The organism is Psychrobacter sp. DAB_AL62B (assembly GCF_028895345.1).
In the GTDB taxonomy this organism is placed as follows: Bacteria; Pseudomonadota; Gammaproteobacteria; order Pseudomonadales; family Moraxellaceae; genus Psychrobacter.
In genome coordinates this window covers 249,061-271,154 of the sequence record NZ_SAXC01000001.1, presented here as the reverse complement: position 1 = coordinate 271,154, position 22,094 = coordinate 249,061, and the positions used below count along the sequence as shown (strand labels likewise).

Below are 22,094 nucleotides of genomic sequence, written 5' to 3'. Positions count from 1 at the left end.
ACTACCTGCGTTTTTACGGTCTACATATTGACGGTAATCATTTTTGATGTGCAGTTAACATCAACTTAAAAACGTACGGTAACACCGGTAATAATCGATAGGACTATTTATGAAACGTTATGAATGTATTGTCTGCGGCTGGATATATGACGAAGAACTCGGCTGTCCTGAAGAAGGTATTGCACCGGGCACAAAATGGGAAGATATCCCTGATGATTGGACATGCCCGGAATGCGGCGTTGGCAAGCTTGATTTTGAGATGCTTGAATTTTAAGCCAACGACCTTTTAAATAGGACAGTTCATGACAGAATCAAACGACATCAACAATAGCGCTAACTTGCCTGAAACGTCAGGGAAAAGTCTAGGCAGCTACCCTACCCCTGAATGGCAAAAATTTGGCGAACACCAATGGCGCGCCTCAGATCTTAGCGAGCATCTTCATCAAGCAATGATAGATATTGGTGATGGCATCGAGCTGTGCGTTGAGGCTGGTGGTAACCCTAATAATCCACCATTACTGATGATTATGGGACTTGGCTCGCAAATGATATTTTGGCCAAATAACTTCATTAAGCGACTTATTGATGCTGGGTTTTTTGTGATTCGTTTTGACAATCGTGATATTGGTTTGTCCTCTAAGGTACAGATTGACGGTCTACCCCGTATCAGTCAGCTAAAAATGATGATGCGTCTGCAAACTGGGTTATCTAATAAGGGTACACAAGTTGCTTATAATTTAACCGATATGGCAGAAGATACAGCGCGTTTAATCAAAGCATTACAGCTTGGCAAAACACATCTACTTGGCGCCTCTATGGGCGGTATGATTGCGCAGATCGTGGCGGCGCGTTATCCAAGTTTAATACAGCGGATGGCGTTGATGTTTACCACCACCAATCGTGCCTTTTTAAAGCCGCCCAAGCCCAAACAGTTATACACGCTGATTAATCGTCCTGAGAGCCATTCTGAGCGCGATATTGTACGTCATAGTGTCTGGTTTATGAAGACCGTCGGTACGCCAGGACATGTAAACGTACGAATGGTGCGTGACATTGCCAAGCTACGCTATCAACGTAACTTTCATCCGCTTGGTACAGTACAACAGCTGAATGCTATTTTAGCGTCAGGCTCTATCAGCCGATTCAGCAAGCAAGTCAAAGCACCGACGATCGTGCTGCATGGTAGCGCAGACGGTCTGCTGCCTTCCTCACAAGGACGGGTAGTTGCCAAGACCATCCCTAATGCCAGATTTCATTTAATCGAAGGCATGGCTCACGATATCCCTGAATATTATCAGCCTTACATGGTAGATTTGATTAGCAATCACTTATTAGACAAATAGTTTTTTACAGTCTGAACTTATTGGCTGAATAGCTAATTATAAAAAAAGAGTGACAAACCTATCGATGACTCATAGGATTATCACTCTTTTTTGTTGCTAATTTTTCTGATTATTTTTTATACTGAAACTTAAGCTTGCTCTTAAAGTCTAGTCACAACCAACAGCAGCGCCTGCTTTATCAATACACATTTTATTACCGTTTTCTAAGCTGCCAATCCAAGCCTTGTCCTCTATAAATACAAATGACGGTTTGTCTTTATAGTTATCGTCAGTACTCACACTATTATTATTAAAGTTGTCAAAACCAAAAGGAATCACAAGCTCGCCGCCCAGATTGATAAAACCCCATTCTCCATTGATACGTACGCCAGCCAAGCCTTCTGAAAATGCACGTGCCTCATCAAACGAATAGGTAATCATAGTGACATTATTATCGTCAATAAAGCCCCATTTGCCGTCTTGTTGACGTGGCTGTAAAGTGGTAAAACGACTTGCTAGCGCTGGTCGCTGCTCTGAAGCATTGGCGTTATTGACATTATTAGCAGATTCTTTTTTCGAAGGCGACTGAGTATTAGCACTGCTGTTTGGGTCGCTCTTAGCGTTGCCACTTTTATCCAACCAGCTGATCGCTTTATTTTTGCGCACGCGAGCCATACCGCCACGATAATTATCAATATCACTAATGGATGCTGAAAACGGCACAATAGTCTTATTGGCAGTGTCAATAACGCCATAATGACCACCCTGTTTGACTACAATGCGACCCTCAGATACGGGGCGCGCCCAGCCTTGACCGCCACTTAGCGCATCATACATCACAGGAATCACTTCACGACCTTGCATATTGAGATAGCCGACATGTCCATTTCGCATGACCGGCAATAGACCGCTAGATATTTTATCAGCATCAACTTTTTGATAGCGCGATAAATCAACGAGACTCTTACCTTGACTATTGATGAGTGCTACCGGTGCACCAAAATCTTTTACTGCCAAAAAATAACCACTGCTAGCCGTGCAAGAGACATTTTTATAATAACTTTTTGGAATTTTACAGCTGGCTGCTTGGACACCTGTCACGGCAAATAGCGCCGTTACTAAAGCGCTAGTAATAAGAGAGTACCGCATCATTTGTATCTGCAATCCAGATGTTGATATTAATGATATTTGTCGTTTTGATAAGGAACGTCGAAGCATAAGCAAACCTAAGCTAAAAGTAGTAATGGCTATTGAAGTACTTTAATAATGTGGATTTTTTAAGATGACATTTCACCATATAAGCAGAAAACAGAGTAACAAATAGCAGCGTTTGCGCCAATGCCATTCCTGTAAGGATATAAATCGCTGATATATTCTTTTCAAGATAGCAAAAGGTCATCTTTTATATCTTATTACTATGTGCTACTGCACAAAAAATTTCTTACCTGCTGTTCACAAGCGTGGCAGAGGCTACAAAAAACTCATGTCAGTAGCACACTATGGTTTTTAAATTGGATCGACCATAGCTCTACGCACTGTCATCATAAAATAAATAATGCTGAACCATTCCAATTTAAGCTCAAAACATCGACAATGTGGTTCATTTTAGCGACTTCTTTAGCACGCGACGATTTAAAAAATAAAACGGTATTGATATAAGGATAATCCATGGCTATTGCCTCTTCACGCTCCGCCGCAACTGGCTTGGTCATTGGTTGTATTATCTTTGGCTTGGGTAGCTTGATTGTAGCTCATGTCGCTATTGGCGGTTGGGCAATGGCTTTTTGGCGCCTTGCTATATCAGGTATTATCTTTACGATACTGGCTAAAATGATGGGGCAACGTTTACCGCAGTCAAGGCGGGCTATCGTTTATGGTTTATTATCCGGCGTATTTTTAGGTTTGGATTTAGCTTTATGGCACGAGAGTATCTATGCGGTTGGTCCCGGTATTTCAACCTTACTCAACAGTTTACAGATTTTCTTTTTAGCGGCCATCGGTTTTTTATATTTTAACGAGCGTCAATCTATCTTACAGCTCATCAGTTTGTTTTTAGCGATGTTAGGTGTGGCGATGATAGGGAGTCCTGAGTTTGCGCAAAACAAGGCTGCTACTTGGGGGTTTGTCACTGGTATTATATCAGGGGCGATGCTTGCCGCGTCGATGACTTTTATACGCAAAACGCACGATACTGAACCAACACCGATATTTGTATTGATGCAACTAGTAAGTATCGGCGGCGTACTGGCGATGATTGTGCCAATGTTCGTCTTTGATATGGGTAATATTCTACCCAATACTTGGTCTGAGATTGGCTGGATATTGATTTATGGGACGGTGATGCAGTGCTTAGCCTGGGGTCTTATCGCCTACTCTATTCCCAAGCTATCTTTGGCATTGACTGGGCTGCTCTTATTGACTGAACCCATTGCTGCATTGGTGATTGACTACAGCTGGCTGGGTAAATCTATCAACACCTTACAATGGAGTGGCGCGCTACTGACTATGTTTGCCATCTATTTGGGTTCACTAAAACCTAAGCCGCGCGCCCTAAGACGTTATCGGTTTTTTGCACGATTTTATAAGCGTGACTATAAATAAGCAACGCTATAAACAAACGTTATAACAAATAAAAGCCACAATAATCATTGTGGCTTTTATTGATTAATGTATTAAGTTATTTTAAGCTTAAGATCGCTAAGAAGTTAATCCTTTTGGCGATTAAATAAAGCATTCAACACAATAGCCGTCAAAGTAGCAGTACCAATACCGCCCAAATCAAAGCCGCCTATATGCAGGCTAAAGTTACCAGTACCCATAATGACGGTCACAGCAGCAATGATTAGATTGCTGTTTTTACTAAAGTCGATATGGCTGTCTATCCAAATTTTTGCACCAGCAATCGCAATCAAACCAAATACGACGATAGAAGCGCCACCTAATAATGCGGGTGGAATGGTTTGAATAATTGCACCAAATTTCGGTGACAATCCCAGCATTATAGCGACTAAACCCGCGATGACAAAGATTGTCGTACTATAGACTTTAGTCACTGCCATGACGCCGATATTTTCAGCATAAGTGGTCACACCTGTCCCACCAAAGCCCGCTGAAAATGTCGTTGCCAAGCCATCAGCAAAGAATGCACGCCCCATATAAGGCGTCACGCGAGCTTTGGTCATACCTTCGACCGCTTTGAAATGTCCTAAGTTTTCGGCAACCAAAATAAATGCCACCGGCGCAATTAAGATAATGGCACTCATCTCAAAGCGCGGCGCATGAGTACTTGGCAGACCAAACCATGAAGCGGTAGACACGCCACTAAAATCAATGGGACTACCAAAGCCCATAATATTGGTCATTACATAATAAGCGACATAAGATAATATCAAGCCAACCAGCAACAAGAGACGACGTAGCATACCGCGCGTAAAGACAGCCACACCGCTGATTAATAATACCGTTAACGCAGCCATCCACGCATCAAACTGATTGGCGGATACCCCTTGGATGGTCACTGGCGCTAAATTAAGACCAATAATCATTACAATGGCGCCGGTAACAATAGGTGGCATCAGACGCTCAATCCATCCTGTACCGGTTTTCATCACCAATAAGCCTATCAAAGCATAAATAATACCGCATGCCATGATACCGCCCAAAGCGACATTCAAATTATCGTTAAACCCGACACCTGCATAAGCAGTCACTGCGATAACTGGACCGATAAAGGCAAAGCTTGAGCCCAAGTAACTTGGCATACGCCCACCAGTGATGATAAAAAACATCACCGTACAAATACCGGACATCAAAATAGCTAAATTAGGATCAAAACCCATTAATAAAGGCGCAAGTACTGTCGAGCCAAACATGGCAAAGGTATGTTGTACACCAAGTAGCATACTTTTTGATGGTGGCAAATACTCATTGATACCGACTGGCGTGCGGTCTAAATCACCTTTGAATGGTCGCCATGTAGGGAACCAGCGGCCATTTTCAAAGTCCGGATCATACGGTAAGCTCATCGTAGCTGAATCGATACCCGCAGCGTCTAACGCTGTTGGAGATAAAGATTCGGCTTGACTGTTTTTCTCTAATTGAGATGAGTTCTCTGGAGGGTTTGCCATGCGCGAATGTCCTATGAGGCCTAAGCTAATAATAACAGGCTAGTAATAGCTAGGATAAATAAAGAGATGATAAATAACTACATTTGCAATAAGGGTTATTGCCAATAAAGCATATTATAATAGACAGCTGTTTATGTAATAAAAATAATTATAGTCAATCGAAGATAAAACAAACACCGTGATAATAACGTTCCGCTCATACAAAATATCTAACAACAAAATAGTTTATTAAACTATAGCTGGAATATGCATATATAACTTATAAACTATCACCTGTGCCTACAACTTAGCGATGGCAAGTAGCAAGAAAGCAGCGTATATTGATACGCCTTTTTAAAAGCTTCTACTATATCCACTCACTTGTTTGGAGAAAGGCAGATAACATGTTTTATTTTATAAAACCGCCATATTTTGCTAGATGTATCGGGCGAGATATGTTCTACTAAATTCACCGCTTCGGCCGCTCGCACCTTACTGTATTCTACAGCGACGGTTAACTTACAGGATGTTACATAAGCGTTGATGCCGAGCATCATAACGGAATTTAATAATAAACAACAGCTATTATTCACCCGTCACTCGAACTACCACGTTTAAACATTTTCATAGACGACGCTCTAAATTCACCGATCAACGGTGCCTGTAATCTTCTGTTGCCTATCATACTTCTATGTAGGCGCGATAGTTTTGCTATGCGGTTAAGCTGACTCCACCTCACTTTTTTGGTAATTTATTATGATTAGTGTATTTGATTTATTTAAAATCGGCATTGGCCCCTCAAGCTCTCATACTGTCGGTCCAATGGTAGCGGCTAACTTGTTTTTAGAGTCATTACTTAAGCAAACTGATATAACCAATATAAAAGCACTAGAGATTGAGCTATACGGCTCCCTAGCGGCGACAGGTAAAGGCCATGCAACCGATACGGCCATATTACTAGGCTTACTTGGGCATGCTCCCAGTACCATCGATACGCGTTTGACCAGTCAATATCTATCACCGATTTTTTCAGATAAGCAGCTCAATATGGCAGGCGAGCATCTGATTGCCTTCGATACTGAGCGTGATATTCACTGGTATGGTGATACCGTCCTACCCTACCATCCTAACGCCATGACTATCCGTGTGCTATTAGCAGACGACAGCCATTATCAGCAAACCTACTATTCTGTTGGCGGTGGTTTTGTTATCAATGAAGAAGATGCGACCAATCCGGATGAAGATCATGCCACGCCAACGATTGATGTTATTCCTTACCCCTTCAATAGCGCCGCAGAGCTGCTAGAGCAATGCCGTCAGCATCGCTTAAGTGTCAGCGATTTGGTACTGGCGAACGAGCTTCATTATCGTGAACAATCAGAAGTATTTGCTTATTTAGATTCTATTTGGGATTCGATGCAAGATTGCGTGACGCGAGGCTGCCAAAACAGTGGCATATTACCCGGTGGTTTAGATGTGAAGCGCCGTGCTCAAGCATTATATTTGCAACTGTGTGCTGAAAAAGATCAGCCGATTGCAAAAAATGACAAACTGGTTGCAATGGATTGGATTGATTTATATGCCTTGGCAGTCAATGAAGAAAATGCCAATGGCGGTAATGTCGTGACCGCACCCACCAATGGGGCGGCAGGCATCATTCCTGCCGTCATGCATTATTATCGCGACTTTTTATCAAGTTATAGCATAGATGGTGCGCGCAAATTTTTGTTAAATGCCACTGCTATCGGCAGTCTCATCAAACAAAATGCCTCTATTTCTGGCGCTGAAGTTGGTTGCCAAGGTGAAGTCGGCTCTGCTTGCGCGATGGCAGCTTCTGCATTGGCGGAAATCTTAGGTGGCGATCCTGCTAAATGCCTCAATGCTGCCGAGATTGGTATTGAGCACAACTTAGGTCTTACCTGCGATCCTGTTGGCGGCTTGGTACAAGTACCCTGTATCGAACGCAATGCAATGGGCGCTGTCAAAGCCGTCAATGCTGCACGACTTGCTTGCCGTGGTAACGGACAACACTTTGTTTCTTTAGATAAAGTCATCGAAACCATGAAAGTAACGGGCGCAGATATGCTGGATAAATATAAAGAAACCTCACGTGGTGGACTGGCAGTTTATGCCGACAACCGTATACCTACCGCCACTCAAGGTGTCAGTGTAAAATATAGCCAGTGCTAATACAGTCTTTATTGATATAGCCTTTGTCGATATCAATTTTACAAAAATTCATGCAATAAAAAAGACCTCTAACGAATTAGAGGTCTTTTTGTTTACGCTAAATGCAATTAATCAGTAATCAATTAATAATTATTCGGCTTTCTTTGACACAACTTCATTTAGAATCCAAACTGGCTTAACGACATTAGTTGCTTCATTCATGACCGCTTCTTGACGAACATCTAGAATATAGCGGTAATTTGGCTCATAAGTGAAGCCTTGGATATTACCGTTTAAAAGCGTGTAGTTTTTCTGATAAGTTTGACGATACTGTAGGCACTCTGATTCAACCATCGTACCATTAGACGCTTGAAGCTCACATACTGCTTTAAGTGGCGCTATTTCTATCTTAAAACTTGGAATGCTGACAACTTTAACATCCATAGCTTCACCTTCTACTACCATGGTACGTTCATCATTCATACCCATAGTCGAACAACCCGATAAAACAAAAGTCGTCATCAATGCTGCAATTGCTAGTTTTTTCATTATTTAATCCTCAGTGTATTAGTATTAATTATTGCCTTTTCTGAGCGCTTTTTAATCTGTTTTTTAATCTGTTGTCGGGGCTCAAAATATAGTAGGCATTTATAACGATACCGCTGCTCATCGCAAGCAAGACATCAAGCTCAATAAAACCTATACTTAACGAAATAAAATAAGTAGCCTATTTGAAGTACCGTTTATTGTTTACTGCAATTAGTATAGGTTGCAAAGTAACTAACGCTCTATAACTACTTTGTAACTTAACGTCAGCTTTTGCAACTAGTATCAATCAATGGTCTTTATTAGTAACTTAAATAGCATAATTTTAGATAATATGATTTCAAACCACACCTTCATAATATGGAAGATAAAATAAAAACGCTCAGGATCATAGCGATTCTGAGCGTTTTTTACGTGAACTTAGAGAGGATACTTAACTACGATAGTCAGCATTTATTTTGACATAATCATAAGACAAATCGCAGGTGTAAACCGTATCACTAGCATCACCACGTGCTAAATTGATATGAATGGTAATCTCCGGACGATTCATCACGCTCTTGCCCGCCTGCTCTGTATAGCTCGGTGCAACTTCACCATTTTGACAAATCATAACCTCGTCTAAATAGACATCGACTTGCTCGGTATCGAGGTCTTCAATTCCAGCATAACCAACGGCTGCTAATATACGACCCCAGTTGGCATCACTGGCAAAAAACGCTGTTTTAACCAAAGGTGAATGCGCAACGGCATACGCGACATCACAGCATTCTTGCGTGGTTTTACCACCCGTAACTTTTACGGTCATAAATTTTGTAGCGCCTTCACCATCACGTACAATCAATTGTGCTAGACGAACAAAAACTTCAGTCAAAGCCTCAAATATCGATTGGTAATGTGGATGCTGTGGGCTATCAATCATATCTGAGCTGGCAGCGCCCGTTGCTATCAGTACACAGCAGTCATTGGTTGAGGTATCACCATCGACAGTAATGCGATTAAAAGACTGCTCATTAATAGTGCTAAGCATCTCTTGTAATAAATCAGCGGCAATATTGGCGTCAGTTGCCACATAGCCGAGCATCGTTGCCATATTGGGGCGGATCATTCCTGAGCCTTTTGACATACCAGTAATATGATAACTACTGCCAGCAATATCGATCTTTTTACTGGCGAGCTTTGGAATCGTATCTGTCGTACGAATACCATTCGCTGCTGCAAGCCAATTATTAGGCGCTAAATTGGCTAATGCGTTGTCTAGTCCAGCGATAATGGCGTCACTGTTTAGCGGCTCACCTATCACCCCAGTCGAAAACGGCAACACAGCATAGGTATCCACGCCAGCTTTAGCAGCTAATGCAGCACAGATATCTGTCGCACGACGTTTGCCATCAGCGCCAGTACCCGCATTTGCATTACCGGTGTTGGTTACCAAATAACGAGGTGCCGCTTTAGCAAAGTGCTCACGTAATACACGCACAGGAGCGGCACAAAATGCATTTTTAGTCGTCACAATAGCAGCCGTTGAGTCAGCAGCGATTTCAATGATCACCAGATCATCACGATCTCTATAGCGTACGCCTGCTGCGGTGGCGCTTAATTTGATACCATTAATGGGATAAATCGTCTCAGGTACTGCAATATTGCCAACCGCCATAGTCAAATCCTTATTCTTCAATACTTATATATTTTTTATGAGTGATAAAGTTGGTTATAAAATCATCTTTATTATACTTTAGTTAAGTCAAATTCTGTCCAAATAGGCGCATGATCAGACGGTTTTTCCATAGCGCGCAGCTCGTAGCTGATACCAGCATCAACACATTGACTGACCAAATCAGGTGTACATAAAATATGATCGATACGCAGCCCGCGTTTAGGGTCATCATTAAAACCGCGACTGCGGTAATCAAACCAGCTGTACAATTCCGTACTTTCTGGATAATGCAGACGATAGGTATCAGTCAGCTCACGCGACATCAGTGCTGCATACCACTCACGCTCCTCTGGCAAAAACGAGGTTTTTCTATTTTTCAGCCAGCGCTTAGCATTGACTTCGCCAATGCCAATATCGATATCTTCTGGTGCAATGTTCATATCACCCATGATAACAAGTGAGCGTCCTTCTGCTTTTAGAGTGTCGATATACGCCATTAAATCTGCATAATAAGCGCGTTTCATCGGGAATTTGGTCGGATGGTCTTGGCTCTCTCCTTGTGGGAAATAGCCATTGAGCACATCAATCTCCCGTCCGTCAAACTCATAACGCGCATGAATAAAGCGTTTTTGCGCCTCAGCATCTTCACCTGGAAAGCCTTTTTGTACAAAAATAGGGGCGACTTTAGATAACAATGCCACACCGTAATGGGCTTTTTGTCCAAAATACTCGACGTGATAACCCAAACTTTCAACATTTTCAAGAGGAAACTGCTCATCATGCACTTTGGTTTCTTGCAAACCCATGACATCAGGATCGATGATATCTCTTACCGCCTCAAGCTGATGTTGACGGGCGCGGATACCATTAATATTAAAGCAAACAAAACGGGTCATAAATTATCCTATACTAATAAATAAAATCACAGTGCTTTTATAAATAAATGCTTCTCTGAATAAATGTTGTTATGAAACAGTGCTGCTATAAATAAGTGCTGATATGAATATGTGAAATACGGCAGAGCACAGAGGTTTATGATAACAGACATAGACAACTCTATCTGTTGCGCCCCTTTATATCTTGAGTTAGAGTAGCTATTCAGCGTGGCTACCTTATGGTTGCTTAGTGGTTACCTATGCGGTATCGCTCGCTTATTATCTTCACTATCGTATACCGTAATTTTTATTAAACGATGTTTATCCAGCCACTTTATTTAACCATTTTATCAAAAAAAATCTATTGAGCATTATTATGACAGCCGTTACTATTAAAAATACACACGCAGCATCAAAACTAAGTAGCGCGACCACGCCGCTATTTGCCACTAATTATAGTATTTATATCAATCACACTGATGCTGGTGGCATAGTCTACCATGCCAATCATCTAGTATTCTTTGAAAACTGCCGCCGTGACTGGTTTACTAAGCTGGGTCTAAATGGTTATTTTTTGCAGAGCGATGACGGTAATATTCAGCATTTTGTCGTCAGTCAAGCAGACTTGCAATATAAACGCGCCATTTTATTAGATGAAGTTATCACTGTGCGTATCGATAAAGTTGAGCTAAAGCCCGCCAGTATTATCTTTTATCAAAGTATTTATCGTCAGCAACCTAAGAACGAGTCTTCTGGCAACAATAAGGCGAGCGCCACTTTATTAAGCACGGCTAAAATCGTCGTGGCCTGCGTACAAAACCAGCTAACAACAGACACTATATCTAATAATAAGTCTGATGCTGACGTTAATAATATCGCACCAATGCGCCCTATTCGTGTGCCACAAGAATTACACGATGCTATTCAGCAAGTGCTAGCACTACATAATGATGAGTAATTGCACTAACAATCTTCTTTCATGATACATAACAGTTTAGCCTGCCATGATGGTCGCTGGTTTTATTTTATTAAAGACTAGATATATTCATCTACAGCTATATTGTATGGACTGAGCAGTATTCGCATGCTAATAGTGACTTTACCTAGATTCATGCTATTGTATTGCTTAAATGTATCATTTTATGTTAGATAGATTATACTTTAGTTATAGATAACTGGTAAAACACTTTAGTTCAGTATATTCATCTAAGATTAGACTGTTTATTCATTAGACTCTCACCCTTTTATCATTAATCAACGTAAATAACCGCACCGAAACTTAGTAGTCCGTCAATAGATAAGGATATTATCAGAATCAGCGATAATTATTTTATGTCAGCGCTGTTCTTCTTATTGACACGGATCTGGCTGCTTAGCTACAAAAACTTAACCTATATTAAATTTCAAGGACGCTGACTATGATGCCAAATAAACCTTGGCTTGCGAATTATCCTACTAGTGTACCTAAAACTATCAATCCAGATAGATATAGCAGCATCATGGAGCTATACGAAGAGTGCTTTGATCGCTTCCGTATGCATCCAATGAGTATTTGTATGGGCGTCACTCATACTTATGATGATATGGATAGAGCATCCCTCGCGGTTGCTGCATGGCTACAGGCGCAAGGACTACCTCAAGGCAGTGTGGTTGCACTCATGATGCCAAACGTACCGCAATACTTACCAACGATGATTGGTATTTTGCGCGCAGGCTACGTATGTACCCCTATCAATCCTCTATATACTGGTCGCGAGCTTCGTCATCAACTAAATGATTCAGGCGCTAAAGTAATTTTTGTGGTCGATAACTTTGCCCAAGCACTTGAGCAAGTCATTGAAGAAACTCATATCAAGCGTATTGTCCTATCGAAAATGGGCGATATGATGGGGTTAAAAGGTATTTTAGTTAATACCATCATCCGTCAGGTTAAACGCTTAGTCCCTAAGTACAATCTTAATGATCCTAAATACGACGTCACCAAATTCCCTGATGTGCTTAAAAAAGGCAAGAACCTTCCCTTCCAAAAGCCAAAATTGTCTTTGGATCAAACAGCCTTTTTACAATATACCGGTGGTACAACGGGACTATCAAAAGGAACCATTTTAACTCAACGTAATATCGCAGCTGCTGCCATGCAGTCAGAAGCATGGACACGGCCTATTACCTCAGAGATTAATGAGGTCTATATCAATATGGTCATGGCGTTACCGCTGTATCATATTTTCGCCTTTATGCTAAGCCTGCTGGGCATGCGCTCAGGTTATACCTTTATTCTGGTACCCAATCCACGTGATATACCAGGGTTTATCAAAACTTTATCAAAACAGCCGTTCCATATTTTCCCTGCGGTTAACACCTTATTTAAAGGGCTACTCGATAATCCGAACTTTAAAAACTTAGATTTTAGCTCATTACGCATCTCACAGGCAGGCGGTATGGCGGCCACTGAGCAAACAGCAAAGCGCTGGCTTGAGACTACAGGTTGTCCAATGGTTGAAGGTTGGGGGATGACTGAAGGGGTTGCTGCCGGTACTGCTAACATCGTAACAGACCGCAAGTTTAACGGCACTATCGGCTTACCACTTCCTAGTATCGATGTCATTGTCATTGATGATGAGGGAAATAGCCTCGGTATCAACCAAGCTGGTGAAATGTGCGTAAAAGGCCCTAACATTACCTCAGGTTATCTTAACAGAGACAGTGGTGATGACTTTACTCAAGATGGTTATTTCCGTACGGGCGACATCGTCAGCATGGATGAAAAAGGCTACATTACCTTATTAGATCGTAAGAAAGATATGGTTTTGGTCTCAGGCTTTAACGTATATCCGAATGAGATTGAGTCAGTGATGCTTGAGTGCGAAGGCGTTATTGATTGTGCAGTGATTGGTATCCCTGATGAAAATCAAGGAGAAGCGGTTAAAATCTATATCATACCTGCCGATAATAATGTCACCAAAAGTATTATTAAAGAATTTGCGTTAGATAATATGACGGGTTATAAATGTCCGCGTCATATTGAGTTTGTTAGTGAGCTACCAAAGAGTAACGTCGGCAAAGTACTGCGTCAAAAACTCCGTGAAAAGCATATGGCAGACAATCCGCAACGATAATTAAAGCGAAACCTTATTCAAAGCGCCTTACATGTTATGTAGGGCGCTTTTTTATTTATCATGCATTTTTTGATGCTAAAAACCACCCTATTGTAACTAGTTGACTAACAGAGAATCATTAAATTGATCTCGTAGCTTTACTTATATTAAAGGTTATTGACTAAGTGACGAATACTTTTTAACCTTAAATGCCGCTCTCAAATACAGTTCATCTTGTATTCTCAACCACTTATCTTTTTTCTCTTGCAACATATATTTTTTAATTTATCAAGTTTAACTATAAACTATCAAGTTCTTGTATAAGAATAATCAAATCAATGGTAGTTATGTTAATGTGTTGCCAAAACATGTTACGCTATTTTTTCTTAATTTAAATTGATAGTAGGTTGGACTGAGGTTAACTTACTCACCTCTTTCGGAAGTACGTTTCCGAAGTATTAAAAGCAATGACTAGCCATTTAATATACTTAGGTGCTTATTCTTTGTAGTTATATCAATTCGTAATTGAATAAAATTTTATAAAGGCCACCGTATTTTAGCAGTTTGTGAATAAATGGGATAACACTCGACAATCCATCGCTTACGTTGCGATGAATCATATTGTTGACATGGATGTGACTACTTTTTTATAGCGCCTTAACTGATCGCAAAATTTAAGGACACTAAGTATGACAATCGATAAACCTTGGCTCGCTCAATATCCAGATAACGTACCCAAGACTATTAATCCTGATCAATATGAAAGTCTCATAGAGCTATATGAAGAGTGCTTTGACCGTTTTCGTATGCATCCTATGACTATTTGTATGGGCGTCACTCATACTTATGGTGATGTGGATAAAGCCTCCCTTGCCGTTGCTGCATGGTTGCAGGCGCAAGGCATTCCTAAAGGTAGCGTAGTGGCCGTAATGATGCCAAACGTGCCGCAATATTTGCCGACGATGATTGGTATTTTGCGCGCAGGCTACGTATGCACTCCTATCAATCCTCTATATACTGGTCGCGAGCTTCGTCATCAACTAAATGATTCAGGCGCTAAAGTAATTTTTGTGGTCGATAACTTTGCCCAAGCACTTGAGCAAGTCATTGAAGAGACTAATATCAAACGTATTGTCCTATCAAAAATGGGCGATATGATGGGTCTAAAAGGTATTTTAGTTAATACCATCATCCGTCAGGTTAAACGCTTAGTCCCTAAGTACAATCTTAATGATCCTAAATATAATGTCACGAAATTCCCTGATGTGCTTAAAAAAGGTAAAACTCTGCCTTTTAAAGCGCCAAAAACCTCACTGCAACAAACAGCCATCTTACAATATACCGGTGGTACGACAGGACTGTCTAAAGGTGCTATCTTAACTCAGCGCAACGTCGTAGCCGCCGCTATGCAGTCAGAAGCATGGTATCGCCCTATTACCTCAGAGATTAATGAGGTCTATATCAATATGGTCATGGCATTACCACTATATCATATTTTTGCCTTTATGCTTAGCATGCTGGGCATGCGCTCAGGTTATACTTTTATATTAATACCTAACCCACGTGACATGCCTGGGTTTATCAAAACTTTATCAAAACAGCCGTTCCATATTTTACCTGCGGTTAATACCTTGTTTAAAGGACTACTTGATCAACCAACCTTTAAAGACTTAGATTTTAGCTCATTACGCATCTCACAAGCAGGCGGCATGGCAGCAACCGAACAAACAGCCGCTCGCTGGTTAGAAGTTACTGGCTGTCCGATGGTTGAAGGTTGGGGCATGACCGAAGGGGTTGCGGCCGGTACTGCTAACGTCATTACTGATCGGAAGTTTAATGGCACCATTGGCATTCCTGTACCGAGTGTCGATGTTATCGTGGTCGATGATAATGGTGAGCATGTGGGTTTCAATCAGTCTGGCGAGATGTGCATTAAAGGGCCAAATATTACCTCAGGATACTTTAATAAAGACAATGCCGATGACTTTACTAAAGATGGTTATTTCCGTACTGGTGATATTATCAGCATGGATGACAGAGGCTATATCACTTTACTTGACCGTAAAAAAGATATGATTTTGGTGTCAGGATTTAACGTTTTCCCGAACGAAATAGAATCTGTCATGTTTGATTATAAGGGTATTCTTGATTGTGCAGTGATTGGCATCCCTGATGAGCATCAAGGTGAAGCCGTTAAAATCTACATTATACCTGCCGATAATAATGTCACCAAAAGTACTATTAAAGAATTTGCTATCGATAATTTAACGGGCTATAAATGTCCGCGTCATATTGAATTCGTTACTGAGCTGCCAAAGAGTAATGTCGGCAAAGTATTACGCCAAAAACTGCGTGAAAAACATATGTCAGACAATCCTCAAACACTGTAGTTTCTAAAAGTTGTACCCTTAAAACAAGAGACAATAAAAAGCCCTCTACATTATGATGTAGAGGGCTTTTTATTGTCTCTTGTTTCTTGATTGATACCAATCTCAAAGCAAGTGCTGTTAACTTACTTTATTAACGACTTGTAAGGGCAAGTGCTTCATTGCCTGACCCACAATTGACCATGGTAGGCTTGGTACGCAAGCTTCTTCTACACCAGCTTCAATGGCTGCAACGATGGCTTTAGTGCCCGTATCCGCATCAACTTCGAACGGTAACGGTTTAGCATTGGTATTGATTTCAGTACGGATATAACCGGGGTAGATAGTAGAAACTTGAATAGGCAATTTGGTTAATAGCATATCAGCACGAATGCCTTCTGCCAAATGAGCCAAGCCCGCCTTACTCGCACCATAGGCAGTTAAGTGCTTAGGTAGTCCGCGCATCGCTGACATACTTGATATCACCACCAGATGACCGCTGTTTTGTGCACGAAAGATATTCATCGCAGCTTCACACTGCGCTAGCGCTGATATAAAGTTGATCTCAACCGTACGGCGGTTGGTGTCAAAGCGCCCTTTACCAATACGACGACTATCGCCAATACCCGCATTGACAACGACACGATCAATATGACCAAAATCAGTGGCGAAAGCATCAAAAACTTCAAAAATTGAGTCATAATCGCTGACATCTAACACGCGATACTCAATACGAATATCAGGGTATTGTGCCATCAGCTCTGACTGAAGGCTCTCTAAGCGTTCGGCACGCCTTGCACAAATAGCAAGATTATATCCAAGCTTAGCAAACAATTTTGCCATGCCCTCGCCCAATCCTGAGCTGGCACCGGTGATTAAAACTGTTTTGCCATGACCAACCTGCTGTTTATTCAGCCCTTTCAGATAACGCACTGGCTGTATGGCACTAAATAATTGATTTTTACTTTTGGCAGCCGTTTTTGCCACTAGGCTCAGTAATTTATTTTGCATGAATAGTCCCTTATGTATCAATAACGATATCAATATAGCGTGAATACTTTATTAACTGTCTAGCTAGCTGTATTTATCCGCTTAAGCTAATTATTAATTCACCATAAATTATTATACTTTTAAAATGCATCAACTATACCTTATTAAAAAAGCTTTACCATTAAAACTACTTACTAGCTTATCGCCATGTCACAAAGCGTTTGCCCTCAGCAAATAAATGACTGTATTCATTTAAAGACAATAAACGTGCATTCTGCTCTTTTAAAGTAATAGACGTCACTCCCGTATTGACCAAGCTTTTATTCAGCTGATAAGCGGTTTGACTGCCCTGTTGTAATAATTGCGCAGTAATTGCTGCAATCACACCGCCTGAAGTAAACACCAAAACCGTACTATCACGATCTAAACTTAGGTTTGCCACTTGGATGCGTACTTGCTCAAGCGCTTGCTTTGCACGTTCATTAAATTGTGACCAGCTTTCGATATAGTCATGATCATTGTCGCCACTATGCCAGCGCTGCATCGCGGCATCAAAAAGCTCAGCTAGGCGCGTGACTGGCATCTCTGACTTAGCAATCTCAAGCGCAATGGCACCTTTACTCATAAAAGCAGGATCGGATTTTATGAATACATCTTTATGATTAAACTCATCAAATTGTGGCAGTACATAGCTATCTGGCGCACTCATATCGATTGCTGGTTTGCTGGATATATCACTATCCGTACCAACAGATGACTGATAAGGCTCCCAAAAATGCCGTGCAGAATCTTGTTGCCTGACTAAGCTACCGGTAAAAATAGCATCGATTCGGCGCTGGGTCGTAGCATAATGTTGACCTAGCATTTGTGCCTGTACCTCACCAAGCTCTGACAGCTGGTCATAGTTTTCTTGACCAAATGACGCTTGACCATGACGCGCTAAAAGTATGGTTGTCATAAAATACTGCCTTATTATTGCTTTATTATCACTTCATTAATGATACTTTTTGATTTTTTTTAAACGCTTATTATTCAGTTTTATGAGCTGCTTGCGCAAAATAACTCTTTGGCAAAATGCCTTTAATAACGGCTTGTACAGGAGTTGGTAGCTGCTCAATCATAGCAGTATCGACACCCATATCTTGCAGATGCGGCTGTACATGGCTGGTAAATAGCGCCTCGCCTTCATACTGAGCAATCAGTTTAAGACATTTGGCATGTAGTACATGGACGATAATCCAAAAGTTCTTAAACGCAGGATTGGTCGTTTGTTTATGATAATAGCGGTAGTAAATTTGCTGGACGATACCCGCTAGACGAAATAAACCAAACACTTCATAAAAAGCCCAGTTATCTATCTTTAATCCTGTCTTTTCAAGATAATAAGCAACCACTTGATCACGCGTCATCATACCTTTTAAATGCGTAGGCTGACGGCGTGACTGCTGCATGATGATATTGTCGTCTGCTTCAATCCAGTAAGCCAAGGCGCTACCCAAGTCCATCAACGGATCGCCAAGGGTAGCCATTTCCCAATCGAGTACGCCGATTACTTTGGTCGGGTCCGCTGCATCCAAAATCACATTGTCAAAACGCCAATCATTATGAATAATGCAAGTTTTGCTATCAGCAGGCGTGTGCTTACCCAGCCACTGTCGAACCAAGGCAAAGCTTGGCACGTTAGGTGTTTTCGCTTTGACATAGCGCTTATCCCAGCCACTTACTTGGCGCTCACAGTAGCCATCACCGCGACCAAGGGTCACCAATTCAGGATGCTCTTTATAATCTACTTGATGCAATTCAACCAAAGCATCGATGACATTTGTACATAGCGTACGCGTTTGCTCTGGATCTAAATCAATACTTTTTGGTAAATTGGCACGCGGAATAATGCCTTCTATACGCTCCATAACATAAAAATCAGCACCGATAACGTCTTCATCAGTACATAGTGTGACCATTTTTGGTACATAAGGATAAGCGTCTTTTAAGGCTTTTTGAACGGTGTATTCTCGTACCATATCATGCGCAGATTTGGCTTTGGTGCCTTTTGGTGGACGACGCAAGATTAAGTCTTGGTTTTTCCCTTCACCATCATATTGCAAACGATAAGTCCAGTTTGAGGCGCCGCCTGAAAATTGAGTAACGGTAGGTTCGCCTTGGATGTCGACACCTTGTTCGCACAGCCATGTGCTTACGGCTTTGACATCAAGCTCTTCGCCATCACGAACAGCGCCACCTTTATCTAATACTTTATTAGGTGTTTGTTTATCGGTAGCAGTATTTTTGGCATGATTAACAGTTGCCATAAGACATTCCTTATCGTGTGGTCAGTTATTTTTATCAATGAGTATAGGGGTGAAGATTCACTATTAATGGTTTAATAGTGAATTTCAATTAAAGATTACGTCAAGAAAATGGTAATTAAAACCAATTTACATACGCTTATTACCAGCTAAATTAGGCTTTAGCAGGTTTTGACGGACGGCTAAAACCCTGACGTTTCAATTCTAACTTAGCAATCATAGTTTTATGCACTTCATCAGGACCATCGGCTAAGCGTAGCGCACGTGCTTGAGCAAAGAAGCTTGGCAACATCGTATCTTGGCAAACGCCCATACCACCATGAATCTGGATTGCCATATCGACCACATCTTGTAAGACTGTTGGCGCGACGACTTTGATGGCAGAGATTTCAGTGAGTGCCGCTTTCGTTCCTTGCGCGTCCATCTTTTGCGCCGCATATAGCGTTAATAGACGCGCTTGGTCAATTTTAATGCGCGCGTCAGCGATACGTTCAAAGTTACCGCCCAATTGTAGCAATGGCTTACCAAAAGCAGTACGTTCCATACCGCGTTTAATCGCCAACTCTAGAGACTTTTCGGCGGCACCAATACAGCGCATACAGTGATGAATCCGACCTGGCCCTAGGCGACCTTGCGCAATCTCAAAGCCCATACCTGGTCCACCAATAAAGTGACTGACTGGCACGCGTACCTCATTGAAGCTGACTTCGCCATGACCATGTGGTGCATCATAATCACCAAATACTTTAAGCATACGCTCGATGTTTACACCCGCTGTTTTTGCCGGTACTAACACCATAGAATGTTGATGATGACGGTCTTTACTTTCATCAGGGGTATAGGCCATAACAATCAATACATCAACCGCAGGATCACCGAGACCAGATGACCACCATTTACTACCATTGATGATAATCTCATCGCCTTTCACCACAGCCGTCGCTTGCATATTGGTCGCATCACTTGATGCCACATCAGGCTCAGTCATACAAAACACAGAGCGCGTCTTACCCTCTAATATAGGCGTTAACCATTTGTCTTGCTGCTCTTGCGAGCCATAACGCCATAACAACTCCATATTGCCGCTATCAGGCGCATTACAGTTAAACACATAAGGTGCCAGCAAACTGCGACCCGTCAATTCTGCAATCGGTGCGTAATCCGTGACCGAAAGCCCTGCGCCCAATTCATCATCAGGTAAGAATAAATTCCATAGACCTGCTTCGCGTGCTTGTTTGCGCAAGCTTTCGTACTTTGCTGGCCACTGCCAATTTTTCCAATTACCATCAGGATTTTGCTCATGACAATCTTGCCAAAATTGCGCTTCTATTGGTTCAATTTGCGTCTCAATAAACGCTTTGACTTTGGCATGCATGGCTTGGCCATGTTCTGTTGCGGTAAACATTAAGGTGTTTGTAGACATAGATGACATCCCTTTCCTTGTTGATTGTCTTAATCAAGCTTTTATAAAAAGCTTAATTAAAATTTTATAGTGTACGTACGTATACTCTCATTGGTATCCTATATTTATAACATAGGGATTATTAATAAACAGCAAAAAGGCGCGACCCGCTGGGACACGCCTTTTACAAAATACAAACAATGCTTGGATTAGAGTCAAATCACTATAGCATTACCCTCTAAAAGCTCATCTAGAAAGCTACTTTAAAATATTTAAACGGCTATTGAAATCAAAGCGCATCAAAGCATCGGGTAGTTTCTCAACTGCCATATTTAACGTTGCTTCTGCGGCTTGTGACAACCCCAATTTTTCTGCTAGTGTTGGCTTTTGGCGTGAATGCAGTGCATAGACGTCGTTGTTTTCCATACGCTCTAACAGATAACTGTCTGATGTCTGTAATTTATCGACTAGGTTTAAATGCAGCGCATCTTCGCCATACCAATGCTCGCCTGTCGCAACCTTATCTACATCAAGCATACCGCGATAACGATTAACAAAGTGCTTAAATAACTCGTGCGTTTGCTCTAACTCTTCTTGATATTTGGCACGATCTTCGTCGTCATTTTCACCAAACATAGTCACTGTGCGTTTATAATCACCAGCCGTAAACATCTCATAATCTACATCATGATTTTTGAGCCATTTATGGAAATTAGGCAATTGTGACACCACACCAATAGAACCAATAATGGCAAATGGCGCAGCCACGATATTGTCCGCTACGCAGGCCATCATATAACCACCACTAGCTGCGACTTTATCGACGCATACTGTTAGTTTAAAGCCGGCATCTTTTAGGCGAGCCAATTGTGCTGCTGCTAGTCCATAACCATGTACTAACCCACCGCCTGATTCTAAGCGCACGACGACTTCATCGCCTTTATTCGCCGTACTAATAAGCGTGCTAATTTCTTCACGTAGATGTTTGACAGCAGTTGCTTTAATATCGCCATCAAAATCGAGTACAAAGACTTGTTGCTTATTATCGGTATTTTTCTTCTTGTTTTTGGTTTTTAGCGCTTGTTTTGCTTTCTTAGTCATCGTTTTTTTTAATTGCTTGAGGGCAGCTTTACCTTGGGTTGCTTCCATCAGGTCTTCACGGCGTTGCTCTTGATTCTTATTTAGATGTATAACTCTTAACTCAACGGGGTTCTTAGAGGGATAAAAAAGCATGAATACGATTCCTTCAATGATTAAGAT

At 41.5% G+C, this 22,094-nt stretch carries 17 protein-coding genes; 7 read left to right on the top strand and 10 right to left on the bottom strand.

Annotation, left to right across the window (positions count from 1 at the left end; all coding sequences use genetic code 11):
- The first annotated feature begins 109 nt into the window (after nucleotides 1-109).
- Both EPB74_RS01085 and EPB74_RS01080 read left to right on the top strand, forming a co-directional pair.
- On the top strand, nucleotides 110-274 hold the full coding sequence (locus EPB74_RS01085; RefSeq protein WP_068406924.1) for a rubredoxin: 165 nt from the start codon (nucleotides 110-112) through the stop codon (nucleotides 272-274).
- Nucleotides 275-302: 28 nt separating this feature from the next.
- Entirely contained in the window at nucleotides 303-1,343 is a 1,041-nt protein-coding gene (locus tag EPB74_RS01080; protein WP_274902285.1) for an alpha/beta fold hydrolase, read from the top strand.
- 147 nt (nucleotides 1,344-1,490) lie between these two features.
- On the opposite strand, the gene EPB74_RS01075 is transcribed toward EPB74_RS01080, so the two are convergent.
- A complete protein-coding gene (locus tag EPB74_RS01075; RefSeq protein WP_274902284.1) occupies nucleotides 1,491-2,474 on the bottom strand; it encodes a WG repeat-containing protein in 984 nt (327 codons plus the stop codon).
- Between the two features lie 516 nt (nucleotides 2,475-2,990).
- On the opposite strand from EPB74_RS01075, the gene EPB74_RS01070 reads away from it, so the two are divergent.
- Nucleotides 2,991-3,923 carry a DMT family transporter gene (locus EPB74_RS01070; protein ID WP_089554402.1) on the top strand — a complete coding sequence of 311 codons (933 nt, stop codon included), beginning with the start codon at nucleotides 2,991-2,993 and terminating at the stop codon, nucleotides 3,921-3,923.
- 104 nt (nucleotides 3,924-4,027) lie between these two features.
- Here EPB74_RS01070 and EPB74_RS01065 read toward each other — a convergent pair whose 3' ends face one another.
- On the bottom strand, nucleotides 4,028-5,449 hold the full coding sequence (locus tag EPB74_RS01065; RefSeq protein ID WP_274902283.1) for a solute carrier family 23 protein: 1,422 nt from the start codon (nucleotides 5,447-5,449) through the stop codon (nucleotides 4,028-4,030).
- Between the two features lie 735 nt (nucleotides 5,450-6,184).
- Here EPB74_RS01065 and EPB74_RS01060 point away from each other — a divergent pair.
- Nucleotides 6,185-7,618 carry an L-serine ammonia-lyase gene (locus EPB74_RS01060; protein ID WP_274902282.1) on the top strand — a complete coding sequence of 478 codons (1,434 nt, stop codon included), beginning with the start codon at nucleotides 6,185-6,187 and terminating at the stop codon, nucleotides 7,616-7,618.
- Between the two features lie 129 nt (nucleotides 7,619-7,747).
- On the opposite strand, the gene EPB74_RS01055 is transcribed toward EPB74_RS01060, so the two are convergent.
- The 3 genes from EPB74_RS01055 to xthA all read right to left on the bottom strand — a co-directional run bounded on the left by EPB74_RS01055 (nucleotide 7,748) and on the right by xthA (nucleotide 10,696).
- Nucleotides 7,748-8,146 (bottom strand): DUF4377 domain-containing protein, encoded by a 399-nt coding sequence (locus tag EPB74_RS01055; protein WP_274902281.1) that lies wholly within the window; start codon nucleotides 8,144-8,146, stop codon nucleotides 7,748-7,750.
- Between the two features lie 430 nt (nucleotides 8,147-8,576).
- Nucleotides 8,577-9,800 carry a bifunctional glutamate N-acetyltransferase/amino-acid acetyltransferase ArgJ gene (argJ, locus tag EPB74_RS01050; protein ID WP_274902280.1) on the bottom strand — a complete coding sequence of 408 codons (1,224 nt, stop codon included), beginning with the start codon at nucleotides 9,798-9,800 and terminating at the stop codon, nucleotides 8,577-8,579.
- Nucleotides 9,801-9,871: 71 nt separating this feature from the next.
- Nucleotides 9,872-10,696: an exodeoxyribonuclease III gene (xthA, locus tag EPB74_RS01045; protein ID WP_274902279.1), complete on the bottom strand. Its 825-nt coding sequence runs from the start codon at nucleotides 10,694-10,696 to the stop codon at nucleotides 9,872-9,874.
- A 355-nt stretch (nucleotides 10,697-11,051) separates the two neighbouring features.
- Between xthA and EPB74_RS01040 the strand changes: the two genes are divergently transcribed.
- From EPB74_RS01040 to EPB74_RS01030, 3 genes are all read left to right on the top strand, one after another.
- On the top strand, nucleotides 11,052-11,633 hold the full coding sequence (locus EPB74_RS01040) for a thioesterase family protein (protein ID WP_274902278.1): 582 nt from the start codon (nucleotides 11,052-11,054) through the stop codon (nucleotides 11,631-11,633).
- Nucleotides 11,634-12,093: 460 nt separating this feature from the next.
- On the top strand, nucleotides 12,094-13,791 hold the full coding sequence (locus tag EPB74_RS01035) for an AMP-binding protein (RefSeq protein WP_274902277.1): 1,698 nt from the start codon (nucleotides 12,094-12,096) through the stop codon (nucleotides 13,789-13,791).
- Nucleotides 13,792-14,459: 668 nt separating this feature from the next.
- Nucleotides 14,460-16,160 (top strand): AMP-binding protein, encoded by a 1,701-nt coding sequence (locus EPB74_RS01030; protein WP_274902276.1) that lies wholly within the window; start codon nucleotides 14,460-14,462, stop codon nucleotides 16,158-16,160.
- 117 nt (nucleotides 16,161-16,277) lie between these two features.
- On the opposite strand, the gene EPB74_RS01025 is transcribed toward EPB74_RS01030, so the two are convergent.
- The 5 genes from EPB74_RS01025 to sohB all read right to left on the bottom strand — a co-directional run bounded on the left by EPB74_RS01025 (nucleotide 16,278) and on the right by sohB (nucleotide 22,067).
- The gene (locus EPB74_RS01025; protein ID WP_274902275.1) at nucleotides 16,278-17,147 is read right to left on the bottom strand and encodes an SDR family oxidoreductase; all 870 of its coding nucleotides are present in this window, start codon (nucleotides 17,145-17,147) and stop codon (nucleotides 16,278-16,280) included.
- Between the two features lie 178 nt (nucleotides 17,148-17,325).
- Entirely contained in the window at nucleotides 17,326-18,084 is a 759-nt protein-coding gene (locus tag EPB74_RS01020) for a histidine phosphatase family protein (protein WP_274902274.1), read from the bottom strand.
- Between the two features lie 70 nt (nucleotides 18,085-18,154).
- Entirely contained in the window at nucleotides 18,155-19,435 is a 1,281-nt protein-coding gene (locus EPB74_RS01015; RefSeq protein ID WP_274902273.1) for a phosphotransferase family protein, read from the bottom strand.
- A gap of 151 nt (nucleotides 19,436-19,586) precedes the next feature.
- Nucleotides 19,587-20,837, bottom strand: a complete 1,251-nt coding sequence (locus tag EPB74_RS01010) for an acyl-CoA dehydrogenase family protein (RefSeq protein WP_274902662.1) — start codon at nucleotides 20,835-20,837, stop codon at nucleotides 19,587-19,589.
- A 255-nt stretch (nucleotides 20,838-21,092) separates the two neighbouring features.
- Nucleotides 21,093-22,067, bottom strand: coding sequence for a protease SohB (gene sohB, locus EPB74_RS01005; protein WP_446740003.1), 975 nt, complete (start codon nucleotides 22,065-22,067; stop codon nucleotides 21,093-21,095).
- Between the last annotated feature and the right edge of the window lie 27 nt (nucleotides 22,068-22,094).

What these genes read in the sequence shown, in the direction of transcription:
- EPB74_RS01085 (WP_068406924.1), top strand. Translation starts at nt 110, where the DNA reads ATGAAACGTTATGAATGTATTGTCTGCGGCTGGATATATGACGAAGAA.
- EPB74_RS01080 (WP_274902285.1), top strand. Translation starts at nt 303, where the DNA reads ATGACAGAATCAAACGACATCAACAATAGCGCTAACTTGCCTGAAACG.
- EPB74_RS01075 (WP_274902284.1), bottom strand. Translation starts at nt 2,474, where the DNA reads ATGATGCGGTACTCTCTTATTACTAGCGCTTTAGTAACGGCGCTATTT.
- EPB74_RS01070 (WP_089554402.1), top strand. Translation starts at nt 2,991, where the DNA reads ATGGCTATTGCCTCTTCACGCTCCGCCGCAACTGGCTTGGTCATTGGT.
- EPB74_RS01065 (WP_274902283.1), bottom strand. Translation starts at nt 5,449, where the DNA reads ATGGCAAACCCTCCAGAGAACTCATCTCAATTAGAGAAAAACAGTCAA.
- EPB74_RS01060 (WP_274902282.1), top strand. Translation starts at nt 6,185, where the DNA reads ATGATTAGTGTATTTGATTTATTTAAAATCGGCATTGGCCCCTCAAGC.
- EPB74_RS01055 (WP_274902281.1), bottom strand. Translation starts at nt 8,146, where the DNA reads ATGAAAAAACTAGCAATTGCAGCATTGATGACGACTTTTGTTTTATCG.
- argJ (WP_274902280.1), bottom strand. Translation starts at nt 9,800, where the DNA reads ATGGCGGTTGGCAATATTGCAGTACCTGAGACGATTTATCCCATTAAT.
- xthA (WP_274902279.1), bottom strand. Translation starts at nt 10,696, where the DNA reads ATGACCCGTTTTGTTTGCTTTAATATTAATGGTATCCGCGCCCGTCAA.
- EPB74_RS01040 (WP_274902278.1), top strand. Translation starts at nt 11,052, where the DNA reads ATGACAGCCGTTACTATTAAAAATACACACGCAGCATCAAAACTAAGT.
- EPB74_RS01035 (WP_274902277.1), top strand. Translation starts at nt 12,094, where the DNA reads ATGATGCCAAATAAACCTTGGCTTGCGAATTATCCTACTAGTGTACCT.
- EPB74_RS01030 (WP_274902276.1), top strand. Translation starts at nt 14,460, where the DNA reads ATGACAATCGATAAACCTTGGCTCGCTCAATATCCAGATAACGTACCC.
- EPB74_RS01025 (WP_274902275.1), bottom strand. Translation starts at nt 17,147, where the DNA reads ATGCAAAATAAATTACTGAGCCTAGTGGCAAAAACGGCTGCCAAAAGT.
- EPB74_RS01020 (WP_274902274.1), bottom strand. Translation starts at nt 18,084, where the DNA reads ATGACAACCATACTTTTAGCGCGTCATGGTCAAGCGTCATTTGGTCAA.
- EPB74_RS01015 (WP_274902273.1), bottom strand. Translation starts at nt 19,435, where the DNA reads ATGGCAACTGTTAATCATGCCAAAAATACTGCTACCGATAAACAAACA.
- EPB74_RS01010 (WP_274902662.1), bottom strand. Translation starts at nt 20,837, where the DNA reads ATGTTTACCGCAACAGAACATGGCCAAGCCATGCATGCCAAAGTCAAA.
- sohB (WP_446740003.1), bottom strand. Translation starts at nt 22,067, where the DNA reads ATGCTTTTTTATCCCTCTAAGAACCCCGTTGAGTTAAGAGTTATACAT.